Origin of the sequence: Cryobacterium sp. Hz7, from assembly GCF_004402815.1 — a bacterium.
In the GTDB taxonomy this organism is placed as follows: Bacteria; Actinomycetota; Actinomycetes; order Actinomycetales; family Microbacteriaceae; genus Cryobacterium; species Cryobacterium sandaracinum.
Genome location: NZ_SOFB01000026.1, coordinates 17,228 through 32,479 on the forward strand (window position 1 = coordinate 17,228; position 15,252 = coordinate 32,479).

Sequence of the window (15,252 nt, forward strand, 5' to 3'; positions counted from 1 at the left end):
AAACATGCGGAAATTTGCGGGGGCTCGGCCGCCGCTCGACGGAATCTCCTGAGTTGGCCACGACGTGTGCGCGGCTGCTGCTGCTGCCCGATTCGGGGTGCAGGTCGGTCCGTGCGCACAACTCCTCCAATTCGGCGGAGCTGCGGCACGGATGCCCGGGACGCCTGGGCGGTTCCGGGCACTCACCGGAATTGGCAGGAGTTATGCGCCGGGACGACGGATGACCCGGGCCGGCCGGGTGGTGCGGGCTGGGCGGGGCTGGCCCGGTCGGGCAGGTCGTTGGGGCTAACTCAGGAGAAACGAGCGCACGGTGCGGTCGGCCCGCAGAATCATGCGAAACTTCGCGGGGCTGGGACCGCTGCTCGTGGAATCTCCTGAATTAGCCACGGAATGGAAGGCTCAGCTGGGTGTGCACGGCGAGATGGGCCGGCCGACGGGCCGGGCCGCGACTAGCCGACGCGGGCCGGCGCCGGCGGGGTCCGGAGGCCGCGCACTGCAACGTCGCCGACGACCGCGGGGATAATCGGGGTGGAGGTGACCTGGCCGGTGACCGGATCGGGTTCCAGGCCGAGCACGGTGCCGAGCACGGAGACCGCCGCCGCCGCCGACCAGGCCTGCGGGCGGCAGGCGGCCGGGTAGGGAACCGCGGCGGCAACCAGGGAGGACGCGTCGCCCGAGTGCAGTTCCGGCATGCGGTAGTCGAATGATTCGGCCGCCGCGAGCAGCCCCTCGATCAGGATGCCGGCCTCGGCACCGAAACCGGCGCGCCCCAGACCGGCGATCGCGATCGCGGTGTCGTGGGTCCACACCGAGCCGCCGTGGTAGCTCAGCGGCCAGTAGCCGACGGAGTCCGTCGACATCGTGCGGAGACCGTAGCCGGAGTTCAACTCCGGGGACACGAGCCGGGCGGCCACGAGGGCGGACTCCTCCGCGGAGAGCAGCCCGGTTCCGAGCAGGTGGCCGATGTTGCTGGTCACGGTGTCGACCGGGCGCTTGAAGGCGTCGAGGGCGACGGCCGGGTAGCGGCCGGCGGGCGCGTCGATCCAGAACGAGTCCCGGAACCGGGTCTGGAGCGCGGCCGCCCGGGCGCGCCAGGCGTCGCCGCCGGCCCTGCCGAAGGCGTCGAGCATTTCGGCGCCGCCGATATAGGCCTCGTAGGCGTAGGCCTGCACCTCGCAGAGGGCGATCGGTCCATCGGCGAGGCTGCCGTCGCGCCACTGGATCGAGTCGCCGGAGTCCTTCCAGCCCTGGTTCGCGAGGCCGTGGCCGGTGATGTCGACGTATTCGAGGAAGCCGTCGCCGTCGCTGTCGCCGAAGTCGCGCATCCAGCCGAGGGCAGCTTCGAGGGCAGGCAGCAGAGCCTCGACTTCTTCGGTGGCCAAACCCCAACGGTAGGCGTCGCGCAGCAGGCAGATCCAGAGCGGGGTGGCGTCGACGGTGCCGTAGTACAGCGGCGGCAGCGACAGGCTCTCGCCGGGCATCGAGTACACATCGGGGCGCAGTTCGTGCATGATCTTGCCGGGCTGTTCCGCGGTCTCGGTGTCGCTCTTGGTGCCCTGCAGCTGCGCGAGCAGGCGCAGCGTGGAGCCCGCGATCTCGGTGCCGAGCGGCAGCAGGAAGCGCGCCGCCCACAGGGAATCCCGGCCGAACAGGGTGAAGAACCAGGGGGCGCCGGCGGCCAGGAACGGCTCGGCCGGACTCGTCGTGGTGGCCATCCGCAGACCGGTCAGGTCGTCGAGCGCACGTGCCACCCAACGTCCGAGACGCTCATCGCCGGAGCGCACCGACACCCCGGACCACTCAGGCAGCCCCGATGCGGCCTGCACCACGGTGGCCGCGTGCGCGATCTCGACGGTCCACTCCACGGTGACGCTGCTTTTCGCGGGCACGGTGACCGACCAGGTGCCGGTGACCTCGGTGTCAGCCTCGGCGGTCGAGCCGACCAGCACCCCGTCGTCGCTCACCCCCACCAGCGCCGCCACGGTGTCGGTCGACAGACGGATGCCCCCGCTCGCCTCCGTCACAACGACATCCGGTGCCGCGGGCAGGTCCACGCCCCCGAAAGCGTCGCGCTCGGCGGCACCCGCGAGGCCGGCCTTCACGGTCTGCATATCGGCGAAATCGGGCGTCAGGCGCACGGACACGGTCGTGTCGACAGCCTGCTCGAGTCCCGAGATGATCTCGATCCGTTCGGTCAGGCGCCCCGCGGTGACCGTGCGGGTGACTTCGAGCCGCAGCCGGGGGTCGGCGGTGCGGTCGTCGAGGTGGCGGAGCAGCGACGTGAAGGTGACCTCTCCCGCGCCGCGCTGGGCGTGTCCGATCGCTTCGCCGGTCCGGCCGCCGATCAGCAGGGACCAGCCGGAGAGGATCCGGGTGTCCGCGTGGTACAAGCCGTGGATGGGTTTGTCGGTCTGCCCGTCGGACCGCGACCACGCCTGGGTCGGGGCCGCCAGAACGATGGCGGAGTCATGGAGCAGAGGCTGAACGGGGTGAGAGAACATGAGCGAGGTACGACTCCAGAGGGGGTTGTGGTGCGGATCTGCAGAAGGAACAGAAGGAATGGAAGTAGAGAAGGGATGGAAGTAGAGAAGAAACAGAAGAAACAGAAGAAACAGAAGGAACAGAAGGAACGGAAGTAGCGAGGGAACGGAAGGAAAAGGGTGGAGAGAAGGACTACTCCTTCACCGCCCCATCGGTGGTGTTCATGATGCGTTTCTGGAAGATGAAGAACATCACCGCGACCGGGATGGTCATGATCGCCGCCGCGGCCAGCTTGAGTGGGTATTGCGTGCCCTGGCTGAGCTGCCCGGAGGCCAGTGACGCCACGCCCTTGGTCAGCGTCGTCAGCTCGGGGGACTGCGTGGCCACGATGAAGTGGGACAGCTCGTTCCAGGACCCTTGGAACGACAGGATGATGATGGTCACCAGGGCCGGCCGGGCCATCGGCAGAACGATCGACCAGAACACCCGGAAGGTGCCGGCCCCGTCGATGCGGGCCTGCTCCTCCACACTCGCCGGAATCGACTCGAAGAAGTTCTTCATGATGAAGACGCCCGCGGCATCCGTGAGCAGCGGCACGATCATTGCAACGTAGGTGTCGTAGATGCCGAGCTGGTTGATCACCAGGAACTTCGGGATCAGGAGCACGACCCCGGGCACGCTCATCACGGCGATGAGCAGCGCGAAGATCACGGTGCGGCCCCGGAAGTGCAGCCGCGCGAGGGCGTAACCGGCCAGGGAATTGAAGAAGACGCGGCCGAGGGTGACGAAGACGGTGACGATGGCGGAGTTCTGGAACCAGACCGGGAAGTCCGAGTTGAGGAACAACCTCTCGTACGCGGCCGTGGACCAGGTCTGCGGCAGCAGCGACATGGGATTGCTGGCGGCATCGCCATCCGTTTTGAAGGAGGTGGCGACCTGAATCAGAAACGGGGCGATGTAGATGATCGCCAGCACGACCAGGATCGCGTACAGCAGTGACCGGCCGGCGATCGCGCGGGTCGGCAACTGTTCCCGGCCCAGGGCGCGCAGGCGTCGGGAGGGAGAGACGGTGCGCTCGCGGGTTCTCACCGTGGTGCTCATTTCGAACCTCCGGATGTCGGGCTCTGCAGATACGGACGCATCCGCCGGTTGGAGACCTTGCGTTCGGCCAGCAGAGCGCGCTGGAACAGGGTGAAGGCCACGATGATGACGAACAGGATGAAAGCGATCGCGGCGCCCTGGCCCCAGGCCTGGTTGGTGAAAGCGGCCTGATAGGAGAGATAGGCCGGAGTGAGCGTGGTCTTGCCTGGTCCACCCTGCGTGCCGGTATAGATCTGGTCGAAGACCTGCCAGGCACCGATCAGGCCGAGGGTGAGCACGGTGAAGAGGGTCGGTCGCAGCTGGGGGAGGGTGACCCGCCAGAACCGCTGCCAGCCGTTGGCGCCGTCCATCATGGCGGCCTCGACGACGTCGCCGCTGAGGTTCTGCAACGCGGCGATGAACAGCAGCATGAACGTGCCGCTGGTGGTGAACACGGCCATCAGGATGAAGGCGCTCATGGCCACGGATGGCCCGGCGAGCCACTCCCAGAAAGAGATTCCGAGGAACGTGTTGCCCGTGAGCGCGGCCGGGCCGGTCTCAACGCCGAACGCTCCGAGGATGTTGTGCAGCACGCCGCTGGGGTCGTTGAACCAGTTCGGTCCGTTGACGCCGATGAACGCCAGCAGTTTGTTGACGGCGCCGCTGGCGCTGAACAGGAACAGCCAGAGCACCGTGATGGCCACCGAGCTGGTCACCGACGGGAAATAGAACGCGGTGCGGAAGAAGCCGCGGCCGCGCAGGATCTGCCGGTTGACCAGCACGGCCAGCAGCAGCGACAGCATGGTCTGGGTCGGCACGACCAGGAGGACGTACCAGGCGTTGTTACGCAGCGCCGTGCCGAAGTCCTGTTCGGCCAGGCCGCCGCCGCCGACCAGGGCGGAGTAGTTGTCGAGGCCCACGAACGACACTGCGCCGCTGAAAGGGCTGCCGCGGCCGTTCCAGTCGGAGAAGCTGACCCAGAGGGCCATCAGCACCGGGATGACCAGGAACAAGCCGAGCAGGATGATCATCGGGGCGGTGAAGAGCCACCCCGAGGCGGTCTCGCCGCCCCGGATATTCGAGCGGCGAGCCGTGCGTGCAGGCGTCGACATGGTGGACTACTTCAGCAGTGCTTCGAGGTTCTTCTGCACGGAATCGAGAATCGCTTGCGCGTCCCCGGTCTTCAGCGACTCGAGCTGGGCGTTCAGGTCGCTCGTGACATCCGCGGCGCCCTGCACGTTGGGCACGCCCTTGGCGTAGTCGGCGCCGTCGAGGAAGGCCACCAGGGTGGGGTTGGCGCTCTTCCAGTCTTCGGCGGCCGACTTGATCGAGGGCATCGGGCCGAATTCTTCCGAGAAGGTGAGCTGGGCATCCTTGCTGGTGAGCTGTTCGACGAGCTCGAGCGCGCCGGCCTGGTTGGGGCTGTCGGCGGCGATTCCCCAGCAGTTGGTGAACTGCAGGGTGCCCTGGCCCTCCGGGCCTGCAGGCAGCTCGGCGACCGTGTAGTTGACGTCGGGGAAGTCGCTCTTCATCGCGCCCGTGATCCAGTTGCCCTCAATGGTCATGGCCGAGAGCTGCTTGCCGAACGCCTCGCCACCCCACCCGGCACCGATTTCGCTGGCGTAGCTCATCACCCCGTCGTTCAGGAGGGTCTGCGCGTATTCGAGGCCCGCGACGTTCTCCGCGCTGTTCGCGGTGACCTCGGTGTTGTCTTCGCTCATCAGGCTGCCGCCGGCCTGGGCCATGAACGCGCCCAGACGGGCGTATTCGCCGCCGAGGGCGAGTCCGACCTGGCTGTCGGTCGTGAGCGTCTTGCTGACGGCCGCGAGCTCGTCCCAGGTGGTGGGGATGTCGGCATCCGTCAGCCCGGCCTGAGCCCAGAGGTCGTCGTTGATGATCAGACCCAGGGTCGAGAAGTCCTTCGGCGCGCAGTAGAAGTCGCCCTCGTACGTGAAGGAACTGACCAGGCTCGGGTAGAAGTCGTCCTTGTTGGCCAGATCGTCGCCGTAGGCCAGGAGCGAGCCGTTCGAGGCATAGCCGGCGAGCGCATCCGTCGACAGGTAGAAGACGTCGGCGGGCTTCTGGGCCGCGAAGCCCTGGGCGAGCTGCTGGTTGAGGTCGCTGGCGACGCTGACCTTGGCGTCGGTGCCAGAGGTCTCGGACCAGGCGGCCACGGCGGCGTTGACGGAGGCGGTCTCGGCGTCGCCGCTGGAACCGATCAGAATGTTGAGCCCCTGGGTGGAATCGCTCGTGAGCTCTCCGCCCGAATCGGCGGTGTCGCCGCCGAAGCCGGATCCGGAACCGCACGCGCTGAGGGTGAGGGCGCCGGCCACGGCGAGCCCGGTTCCGATCAGCCAGCGGGAGTTGCGTCGTTGCATCTTGTTTCTCCTTGAGTCGCGCATCGATGCGCGTTTGCTTGTGTAACGGTCACGATAGCTGAATTCATTTGATCGATCAAACTTTTTTTGATCGATCTAATCACCGTGTTTCCGCGATCCGTCGAGACACGGTATTCTGTGCAGAACAATATTTGATCGTTCAATTCACGGGGGCAGGCGCGTCCGACAAGGGCGTGGGGCAGGAGCGGCGATGGGTGGGTTCCCCACGGTGACGGATGTCGCGCTCGCGGCCGGCGTCTCCCGGCAGACCGTCTCGAATGTGATGAATTCGCCCGGCATCGTGCGCACCGACACCCGCCAGCGGGTCGAGGCTGCCATCGCCGAACTCGGGTACCGGCCGCACGCCTCCGCCCGCCGGCTGCGCACGCGGCGCAGCTCGACCATCGGCATCCGGCTGGACCCGGTGATCGACGGCATCTCCGGTTCGGTGCTCGACCGGTTTCTGCACGCCGTGACCGAGCAGGCCGACGCCCAGGGGCTGCGGGTGCTGCTGTTCACGGCCACGAGCCCCGAAGACGAGATCATCCAGTTCCGGCGCCTGAACGACGGCGCGGATGTCGATGGTTTCGTGCTCACGTCGACGTTCGCCGGCGACCCACGCACCCGATGGCTGATCGAGAACGGCATCTCCTTCGTCACCTTCGGGCGGCCGTGGGGAGTCGACGATATGAACGACCCGCAGCACCTGTGGGTGGATGTGGATGGCTGGTCCGGCCTGCACGCTGCCACGCGGACACAGCAGGAGACCGGAGCCCGGCGCATCGCCTACATCGGCTGGCCCAGCCCGTCGGGCACCGGCGATGACCGCCGACGAGGCTGGTACGACGCGATGATCGAACGCGGCGACGTCTCGGAGCGGGACTTGGCCGAGCTGGAGATCGTCACCACTGACGGCGTCAGCCAGGGCACCGCGGCCATGCAGCAGTTGCGGCAGAACGCCGGCCAGATCGATGCCGTGCTCTGCGCGAGCGACTCGCTCGCCCTCGGGGCGATGATCGCGAACCCCGAGCGTGTGCATGTCACCGGCTACGACAACACCCCCATCGCCGCCGCGATCGGGCTTTCCAGCGTCGACCAAGCAGTGGACGAGGTGGCCGCCGGAGTGCTCGAACTGCTTACCGGCGAGTTCGGCGGCAAGGTGCACGGAGCCCCCGAGTCGGCCGAACCCCGGCACCGGATGGTCACGCCCCGGCTGGTCGTGCGCGAGTTCGCCGCCATCCCGATGGACGTGCCGCGGTAGCCGCTAGCATGACGCCATGACTCTCCCCGAGGTTGTCGGACTCCCTGTTTCTATCGGTGTCCCCGTCCCTCTCGCTTTCGCCCTGCCCGACGCGTGGAACCTCGCCGGTCGTACGGCCCTGGTCACCGGGGCCGGCAGCGCCTCCGGGATCGGATTCGCCGCGGCACGGATGCTGGGTGAGCTCGGTGCACACGTCGTGCTCACCGCCACGACCGAACGCGTGCACGAGCGAGCGGCTGAGCTGACGGAACGGGGCATCGCGGCATCCGGCATCGTCTGCACCCTCCACGCCGAGGCCGGCGCGCTGGTGCTCGCCGACTCCCTCGCGACCGCCGGGCTGGCGCCCACGATTCTGGTGAACAACGCGGGCATGGTCGCGGTCGGCGATGCCGAGATGCTGCACGGCGACGTGAGCACCACGTTGCCGAACGAGTGGGACCGCGGCCTCGCGATCAACCTATCGACCGCCTTCCACGCCACGCGCACCGTGATCGGCTTCATGCACGCGGCGGCCTGGGGGCGCATCGTCACAGTGTCCAGCGTGTCTGGGCCGGTGATGGCGTCGCGCGGGGACCTGACGTATGCGGCCGCGAAGGCTGGTCTGGCCGGGCTCACCCGAGCGCTCGCCGTGGATGAGGCCTGGCTCGGCATCACCGCCAACGCGGTCGCACCGGGCTGGATCGAGACCGGGTCGCAGCTGGAGAGCGAGGCAGTCGAGGGCGCGCTCGTGCCCGTCGGGCGCAGCGGCACGGCTGCCGAGGTGGCCTCCGTGATCGCCTGGCTGGCCTCGCCCGGCGCGTCATACGTCACCGGCCAGACGATCGTCGTCGACGGCGGTAACAGCGTGGCGGAGGAGCGCCGGTAGCGGCGGCCGGTCCGGCAGCCGGTGCAGTTGAATAGACGGGTGACTTCTGCACTGATCGACCGGCTTCGCGCCGACCTCGCCGCCGCCAACTTCTCGGTCTCGGCCCTCACTGGCCTGTGGGGGATCGAAGCGGATGCCGCGTTGCGCCGCAACCAGCGGGTCCCGGCGCTTCGGGGGCTGGACGGTCTCCGGGAGAGGCTCGGGCACGCCGAACCCTGCGCCACACTGGCTCGCCTGTTCGTTCTCGGCCTGCCCGTCGACCGTGCGGATCTCGATGTCGCCCTCCCCGCGCTGGGTGCCGCCGGGGCCGAGGAGCTCGGCCTCGCGGTATCCGTCGACGCCGGTGTCGACGCCGATGTCGACGCCGATGTCCTTCCGGGTGTCGGCCCTGTCGCATCCGGTGCGGCCGGAACCCTCCGCCCGCTCCTCGAACTGCGGCCCTACAGCTTCGTCGACGCGCATGGCGCCGGAAGCTGGTGGATCGTGTCCGACCTGGGAGAGCTCGCACTCGGCCGCCCGCTCGGCGAAAGCCATGTGCTCGGGGTGGGTGGGGCATCCCTCACATTGACCGGGCTCCTGATCCCGACCCCGGTGGCCAACGCCCTCGACCTGGGCACCGGATGCGGAATCCAGGCCATGCACGCGTCCCGGCACGCCGACCGGGTGGTAGCCACCGACATCTCGGTGCGAGCCCTGGAGCTTGCCGCGCTCAACGCCGAGCTGAACGAGATCGGGAATATCGAGTTTCGCCTCGGGAGCCTGTTCGAACCGGTCGCGGGGGAGCGCTTCGACCACATCATCTCCAACCCTCCGTTCGTGATCACCCCGCGTGTGCCGGGTGTGCCGGCCTACGAATACCGCGACGGCGGCCTGGTCGGCGACGCGCTCGTCGAGGCGGTCGTGCGCGGCGCTGCCGAACATCTCACCCCCGGCGGCGTCGCCCAGCTGCTCGGGAACTGGGAGTACCACGCCGGCCAGGATGCCTTCGAGCGTCTGGCCGCCTGGCTCGCCGCCCCTGTCACCCCTGTCACCCCTGTCGCCCCTGTCACCCCTGTCACTCCTGTCACTCCTGTCACCCCTGTCACTCCTGTCACTCCTGTCACTCCTGTCACTCCTGTCACTCCTGTCACTCCTGTCACTCCTGTCACTCCTGTCACTCCTGTCACTCCTGTCACTCCTGTCACTCCTGTCACTCCTGTCACTCCTGTCACCCCTGTCACCCCTGTCACCCCTGTCACCCCTGTCGCATCCCCTGCATCGCCAGCTTCCGCCCCGCTGCGCCCTGACGAATTCGACGGAGATTTTGCCCCAAACAGCCTGAATTCGGCGCGTTTGGCCCCTCTGGGAGCAGAATCTCCGTCGAATTCGCACACGCCCGGGGCGGAGGGTGCCGCCGGGGCGGAGGGTGCCGCGGGGGCCGGTGCCGAGGGTGCGCACGGGGGCCAGCAGGAGACCGTGCAGGCCACGGATGCCGCCGCACTCGACGCCTGGATCATCGAACGCGAGGTGCAGGCCCCCACGCTCTACGCCGAGACGTGGATCCGCGACGGCGGCACCCGCTCCGACACCGCCGACTTCGACCGCCTCTACGGGGCCTGGCTCGACGACTTCGCGGCGCGCGGCGTGAGTCAGGTCGGCTTCGGCTACATGCTGCTGCGCCGCCCGGCCGCCGGCACCCCCACCTTCCGTCGGCTCGAACGCCTCCCCGGCACCCTCGGCCACAATCCAGGAGGCATGGGCAGCCATCTTGCCGCTTGCCTCGCCGCCCACGACTGGCACGCGGCAACGGATGACGCCCGCCTCGCCCGCGCGCGGCTCGCCGTCGCATCCGATGTCACCGAGGTACGGCACTACTGGCCCGGCCAGGAGGACCCCACCCTGATGACGCTGCACCAGGGCACCGGCTTCGGCCGGTTGATCGCGCTGGACACCGGCCTCGCCGCCCTGGTCGGCGCCTCTGACGGTGAGCTCGACGTCGGCTCGATCGTCGCTGCGCTGGCCCAACTGCTCGACGTCGATGAGCGCGAACTCGCCGCGGACCTGCTCCCGCGCGTGCGGGAGCTGCTCGAGGACGGCTTCCTGCAGCATCGGCTCGCCTGACGTGCTGTGTGCTGCCATCGTCTGCTGCCAGCCACGTGCTGCCAGCCACGTGCTGTGAGCTGACGCGCTGACGAGGACCCCGCCCGCCACCAACGCACGCTAGACCGCCACCAGCGCACGCTAGACCGCCACCGCGTCACCGGCGAACGCAAACTCGGAGATTTTCGCGAAACGCCGTATTTCAGGGTGGGATGCCGCGTGTCGCGACAATCTCCGAAGTAACGTGCGCAGACCCCACTCCACCCCCACCCGACCGGCCACTTCACCCGGCTCTGCGGTAGCTTGGTCGTACTGCCCGGCCCGCTCGGAGAGGAGGACGTCGGCGCCATACCTGGTGCCGACACAGCGATGAAACGACGAACCTTTCTGCTCGGCTCAGTCTCCGGCCTGAGCCTGGTCGCGCTCACCGCGTGCGTGACGCCGACTCCGCGGCCCTCGGCACCCGTCACGCCCAAGCCGACGTCGACACCCTCGCTCGTCCCGAAGCCGGCGGCCATGCGCCGCACGTCCTGGTCGGCCGACCCGTTCGCCCGCGGCTCCTTCAGTTACCCCGCGGTGGGCGCCACGCCCGAGCAGCGCGCCGCGCTCGGCCAGCCCGTCGACGACCGCCTCTTCTTCGCCGGTGAGGCCACCTCCACCGACGCGCCGGGCACGGTGCAGGGCGCCCGCGATTCAGGGAAGCGCGCCGCCCGCGACGTGCTCGCAGCGGCGCGCCCGGGGGAGCGCATCGCCGTGATCGGCGCCGGAATCGCCGGACTCACCGCGGCCCGAGACCTGCAGGACGCCGGCTTCGACGTGTTCCTGGTCGAGGCCCGCGACCGCATCGGCGGCCGCATCGACACCGTCACCGACAAGGACTGGCCATTCCCGATCGAGCTCGGCGCGGCTTTCGTCCGGCGCACCGGCCAGACCACCCTCGACGAGGACCTCACCGACCGCGGCGTCGCCACGGCCCCCTTCACCGATCCGCCGGAGGCCCGCACCGCGGCCGGCACGGTCGTGGAGGTGCCCGACACCGGCGCGCAGGCGGTCGCCACGGCGCTGGCCTGGGCCGCCGAGCAGCCCACCGACGTGTCCATCGCGCAGTCCCTCGCCGATTCGGGGGCCTCCAAGCTCTCGACGACGGATGCCGACACCGGCGTTTCCGACGCCGACTGGCTCGACTACCAGATCACGGTGGTGCTCGACCCACTGGCAGGGGGCCCCGTTCCGGAGCAGTCCTCCTGGTACTCGGACGCCAACCCCCAGGCCGACCCTGACACCGACCCCGGCGAGGACCGTATCGTGCTGGGCGGCTTCGCCACCCTGCTTACCGACCTCAGCGACGGCATCGACATGCTCGGGTCGAGCGTGGTCACCAAAATCGCCTACAGCGAAGCCGGCACCAGCCTCCGGCTCGGCACCGGCGAGTCGCTCTCCGCCGACCGGGTCGTCGTCACCGTGCCGCTGGGGGTTCTGAAGACCAAAGTGATGGAGTTCGACCCGCCGCTGCCCTTCACGCACCGCGGTGCCATCTCGGCCCTGGGCATGGGCACGCTCGACAAGATCTGGCTGCAATTCGACAAGCCGTTCTGGGACACGGATGCCCCGCTCTGGTCCACGGTCGGCGGCGACGACGACTTCCGCGTCTGGATCAACATGGTTCCGCTCACCGGCGAACCGGTGCTGGTGGGCCTGGTTGCGGCGGAGACCGCTCTGCGCCTCGCGGAGGTCGACGACGACGAGTTCCTCGCCGCCGCCTTGAGCAGCCTCGAGCCGTTCTACTCGGCCGTGCCGACCGACAACCCGACCACGGAGTAGGTCCGCACCACGCCGCTCCCCGAATCCCCGGCCGGCGCCTCGCGATTGTCCACCCGTCTTAATTCTGAGATTCGTGGTGTACCCACCTGCCAACGTCCAGTCGATGAATTCTGGCTCCCACTCGGGGCACGTTCTCATGCAGTCGCAGCCCGTCGTGGTGCAGCGCCCAGAGGTCCAGTCGTTACCCGGACTGGCCTTGCCGACGGATTCCTGACGGGTGGATGCCCCCGTTCCAGGCCGGGCTCGTTCCGCCGGCCATCCCAGTGCGGTCGTCACCGGGATGCACCACCCCCGCCCGCGACTGCTCCACTTTTCTGCTTGACCGTGCGATTGCTGTGCTCCCCATGGATATCCTCCTCGACATCGACATCGACATCGACATCGACCGCGAATCCGTCGTCCTTCTGGACGTCGACCCTGACCTGCCCTGTGAAGGCACTCACCACATTCGTGGCCTGAACGGGCACCAACCCACCGCCCCCGGTGCCTACCTGGTGGTCTCGCCGTGCTGCGGCACCAAGGTCGTGCAATGCACACCCCGGGTCCTCGCGATGCGGGCATCCGGGGTGCTCCACTGCGGCGCCTGCCGGGGCGGGCACCTGACCAGCGAATACACCTTCACGCCGCTGTAGGTTCGCGCCCCTGCGCCCGCGGGGGCAGCCGCGACGTGGCCGTGAGTACGGCGGCGATCGCGGTGAAGAGCAGCAGCGCGACCAGGCAGTAGATCACGGTCTCGAGCGGGCCGCGCACCTGCACCGGGTCGAGGAAGAAATACGGGTACCACCCCACGATCGACCCGCGGATGAGCGTGAACACTCCCCAGATCGAGGGCACCACGAGAACCCAGACCAGGATTTTCCAGGGCAGGCGGGCCTTGCCGGCATCCGTCAGCCAGTCAAGGAGTGCGATCGTGGGAATCCAGAAGTGCAGCAACTGGCTCGACCAGGGCACCTCGATCGTGTAGTCCAGCGAGGAGGACTGGATGACGATGGTCAGGAATACGATCCCGGAGACGGTGATGTAGGTCGTCACAAGCAACCGGAACCAGTTCAGCCAGGGTGGGTCGGTCGTGTGCCGAAATGCGACGAATGCGGCAGCGGCGAAGGCGACGATCGCGGCCATACCGCTCTGCACGGTGAAATAGCTGAAGTAGTTGTAGATCTGAAACGTGGCGAAACCGAGCACGTAATCGAAGTAGCCGGCGAGGGCCACCACGCCCAGGCCGGCGAGGAGCAAGCGGCCGATGCCGAACCCGCGGCGCACGGTGTGCACGGGCTGCGTCCGAGAAGTTCGGGCGAGGGCCCGGCGTACGGGTGCCGCAGTGAGTGCGCGCACGCCCGATCTCGTCGCCGCCGAGTGAACGCGCTTCGGGGGGTCCGTCCGAGCGGGATCGGCAGCTCGCGCGCACATGCTCCCACGCTACGCCAGCCGGTCGGGTGCCCGCTGACCTCGGTATCAACCGGATGCCGCCGCTCAGCCGGCCGTTCCGCTCAGAAGCCGATCCGGAACCCGGTCTCGCCGAGCGGCGGAATCGTGGTGACCTCGACCGCCTCGACCCGGGCCGACGGCGGGCCGTGCTGCAGCCACGAGAGCATCACCCAGACGGTTGCCGCGTCGCCCTCCAGCTCGACCTCCACCGCACCGTCCCCGCGGTTGCGCACATGACCCGCGAGCCCGAGTCGGCGCGCCTCGGTCTGGGTGTAGTAGCGGAACCCGACTCCCTGCACCACCCCGCGCACGACAACCTGCTTGCGAACCATGCTTCCAGTGTGCCCCGCCGCAGGCGAGCCCGCATCCATCGTTCACCCGACCCGTTCACCAACCCGCGCTGTGGCTAACTCAGGAGATCCAGCGCGGGCATCCGTCGTGCACCGAAAATCCCACGGAAACACGCGGATGCCCCTAACCGGCCCGAGCATTCTCCTGAGTTAGCCACGCGGTGTGGGAGTTAGCCACGCGGGGTGGGGTTAGCCACGCGGTGTGGGGTTAGCCACGCGGGGTGGGGGTTAGCCACGCGGGGTGGGGTTAGCCACGCGGGGTGGGAGTTAGCCACGCGCGGTGGGGGTTGGCCACGCGCGGTGGGGGAGACGCGCAGCCGGAGTGCTCCGGCCAGCCCGAAGCCAGATGCTGCCGCCATGGCCCTGCACCGCCAACCCCCGATTCAGGCGGAGTCACGCCAGACGATCGGAGTCTCGAGCAGGATGCCCTCGGCCGGCTGCTCTTCGCCGCGCAACTGGCCCAGCACGCACTCGGCCGCCCGCTCACCGAGGCCGAAGGCGGGCTGGTGCACGGTGGACAGGTGCGGCTGGGTGCGCAGCGCCCAGGAGCTGTCGTCGAAGCCGACGATGCCGACGTCTCCGGGAATGGTGCGCCCGGCATGGCGCAGCGCCTCCATGGCTCCGGCCGCGACCGCGTCGGAGGCGGCGAACACGCCGTCGATCAGCGGGTCACGCTGAAGCAGCGCACGCATGCCGAGGGTCCCGTCGGTGAAGGTGTACAGCGGAACGCGGGCCACGAGAGCCGGGTCGAAGCGGTCGCCGAGGGCATCCGTGAAGCCGGCCAGACGGTCGGCGCCGGAGTCGCGGTCGAGCGCGGCGGCAATCATGCCGATGCGCGTGCGGCCGGTCTGCATGAGGCGTTCGGTGATGGCGCGCGCCGACGCCCGGTTGTCGATGCCCACGAAGGGAAGCTGGCGCAGGTCGGGCGGATGTCCCACGAAGGCGGCCGGAAGGCGCAGCTTCTCGATCACCCGGGTGATCGGGTCTTCCTGGCGAGCGGAGACGATGACGACCCCGTCGACGAAACCGCCGCTGAGGTAGCGGGCGACGCGCTCGGTGTCGCGCTGGGAGTCGATGACCAGGCTGACCATCTGGTAGTCGGCGCGGGAGAGCACGGTGTTGGCGCCGAGTAGGATTCCGCCGATGTTGGGGTCGTCCAAAAACAGGGAGTGCGGCTCGTGCACGATGAAACCGACGGCCTCCGAGCGCTGCATGACCAGGCTTCGGGCGGCATTGTTCGGCACATAGCCGACCTTCTCGATGGCCGCCTCGATGGCGATGCGGGCCGACGCCGAGACGTAGGGCTCGTCGTTCACGACCCGGCTGACCGTGCCGCGGGAGACTCCGGCTTCCACGGCTACGTCGTGGATCGTCGCGCGTTTGCGTCGAGACGGAATTGTCACCATTCGATAACTGTAACGCTCTCGCACACACTCCGCGCTTGACACGACCGCCGGGAGATACATACTCTGTGTACGTTCACAGAAAACCCAACGGCGAGTTTTTCTC

At 68.5% G+C, this 15,252-nt stretch carries 12 protein-coding genes; 5 read left to right on the top strand and 7 right to left on the bottom strand.

From position 1 onward, the window contains the following. Positions 1–449 precede the first annotated feature (449 nt). From E3N86_RS06050 to E3N86_RS06065, 4 genes are all read right to left on the bottom strand, one after another. Positions 450–2,501, bottom strand: a complete 2,052-nt coding sequence (locus tag E3N86_RS06050) for a glycogen debranching N-terminal domain-containing protein (RefSeq protein WP_134511556.1) — start codon at positions 2,499–2,501, stop codon at positions 450–452. Positions 2,502–2,673: 172 nt separating this feature from the next. Beyond that, a complete protein-coding gene (locus E3N86_RS06055; RefSeq protein ID WP_134373016.1) occupies positions 2,674–3,582 on the bottom strand; it encodes a carbohydrate ABC transporter permease in 909 nt (302 codons plus the stop codon). Further along, positions 3,579–4,673 (bottom strand): carbohydrate ABC transporter permease, encoded by a 1,095-nt coding sequence (locus E3N86_RS06060; protein ID WP_134511557.1) that lies wholly within the window; start codon positions 4,671–4,673, stop codon positions 3,579–3,581. Before E3N86_RS06060 ends, E3N86_RS06055 begins: the two co-directional genes overlap by 4 nt. A gap of 6 nt (positions 4,674–4,679) precedes the next feature. After that, positions 4,680–5,939: an extracellular solute-binding protein gene (locus E3N86_RS06065; protein WP_134342176.1), complete on the bottom strand. Its 1,260-nt coding sequence runs from the start codon at positions 5,937–5,939 to the stop codon at positions 4,680–4,682. A 211-nt stretch (positions 5,940–6,150) separates the two neighbouring features. On the opposite strand from E3N86_RS06065, the gene E3N86_RS06070 reads away from it, so the two are divergent. From E3N86_RS06070 to E3N86_RS06095, 5 genes are all read left to right on the top strand, one after another. Next, positions 6,151–7,200: a LacI family DNA-binding transcriptional regulator gene (locus E3N86_RS06070; protein WP_134511558.1), complete on the top strand. Its 1,050-nt coding sequence runs from the start codon at positions 6,151–6,153 to the stop codon at positions 7,198–7,200. Between the two features lie 16 nt (positions 7,201–7,216). After that, positions 7,217–8,065, top strand: coding sequence for an SDR family NAD(P)-dependent oxidoreductase (locus tag E3N86_RS06075; RefSeq protein WP_134511559.1), 849 nt, complete (start codon positions 7,217–7,219; stop codon positions 8,063–8,065). A gap of 39 nt (positions 8,066–8,104) precedes the next feature. After that, complete coding sequence (locus tag E3N86_RS17805) at positions 8,105–10,165, top strand: methyltransferase (protein ID WP_241985962.1); 2,061 nt, start codon at positions 8,105–8,107, stop codon at positions 10,163–10,165. Positions 10,166–10,513: 348 nt separating this feature from the next. Further along, positions 10,514–11,965, top strand: coding sequence for an NAD(P)/FAD-dependent oxidoreductase (locus E3N86_RS06090; protein WP_134511560.1), 1,452 nt, complete (start codon positions 10,514–10,516; stop codon positions 11,963–11,965). A gap of 344 nt (positions 11,966–12,309) precedes the next feature. Beyond that, positions 12,310–12,597, top strand: coding sequence for a hypothetical protein (locus tag E3N86_RS06095; protein WP_134511561.1), 288 nt, complete (start codon positions 12,310–12,312; stop codon positions 12,595–12,597). On the opposite strand, the gene E3N86_RS06100 is transcribed toward E3N86_RS06095, so the two are convergent. The 3 genes from E3N86_RS06100 to E3N86_RS06110 all read right to left on the bottom strand — a co-directional run bounded on the left by E3N86_RS06100 (position 12,584) and on the right by E3N86_RS06110 (position 15,149). Next, a complete protein-coding gene (locus tag E3N86_RS06100; protein ID WP_134401116.1) occupies positions 12,584–13,300 on the bottom strand; it encodes a Pr6Pr family membrane protein in 717 nt (238 codons plus the stop codon). The two genes, E3N86_RS06095 and E3N86_RS06100, sit on opposite strands and share 14 nt — an antisense overlap. Before the next feature lie 155 nt (positions 13,301–13,455). Next, the gene (locus E3N86_RS06105) at positions 13,456–13,725 is read right to left on the bottom strand and encodes an acylphosphatase (RefSeq protein WP_104099340.1); all 270 of its coding nucleotides are present in this window, start codon (positions 13,723–13,725) and stop codon (positions 13,456–13,458) included. Positions 13,726–14,126: 401 nt separating this feature from the next. Further along, entirely contained in the window at positions 14,127–15,149 is a 1,023-nt protein-coding gene (locus E3N86_RS06110; RefSeq protein ID WP_134511562.1) for a LacI family DNA-binding transcriptional regulator, read from the bottom strand. Positions 15,150–15,252 lie beyond the last annotated feature (103 nt).

Coding starts and splice junctions, on each gene's coding strand:
- E3N86_RS06070 (WP_134511558.1), top strand. CDS start 6,151: ATGGGTGGGTTCCCCACGGTGACGGATGTCGCGCTCGCGGCCGGCGTC.
- E3N86_RS06095 (WP_134511561.1), top strand. CDS start 12,310: ATGGATATCCTCCTCGACATCGACATCGACATCGACATCGACCGCGAA.
- E3N86_RS06075 (WP_134511559.1), top strand. CDS start 7,217: ATGACTCTCCCCGAGGTTGTCGGACTCCCTGTTTCTATCGGTGTCCCC.
- E3N86_RS06105 (WP_104099340.1), bottom strand. CDS start 13,725: ATGGTTCGCAAGCAGGTTGTCGTGCGCGGGGTGGTGCAGGGAGTCGGG.
- E3N86_RS06055 (WP_134373016.1), bottom strand. CDS start 3,582: ATGAGCACCACGGTGAGAACCCGCGAGCGCACCGTCTCTCCCTCCCGA.
- E3N86_RS06050 (WP_134511556.1), bottom strand. CDS start 2,501: ATGTTCTCTCACCCCGTTCAGCCTCTGCTCCATGACTCCGCCATCGTT.
- E3N86_RS06110 (WP_134511562.1), bottom strand. CDS start 15,149: ATGGTGACAATTCCGTCTCGACGCAAACGCGCGACGATCCACGACGTA.
- E3N86_RS06090 (WP_134511560.1), top strand. CDS start 10,514: ATGAAACGACGAACCTTTCTGCTCGGCTCAGTCTCCGGCCTGAGCCTG.
- E3N86_RS06065 (WP_134342176.1), bottom strand. CDS start 5,939: ATGCAACGACGCAACTCCCGCTGGCTGATCGGAACCGGGCTCGCCGTG.
- E3N86_RS06060 (WP_134511557.1), bottom strand. CDS start 4,673: ATGTCGACGCCTGCACGCACGGCTCGCCGCTCGAATATCCGGGGCGGC.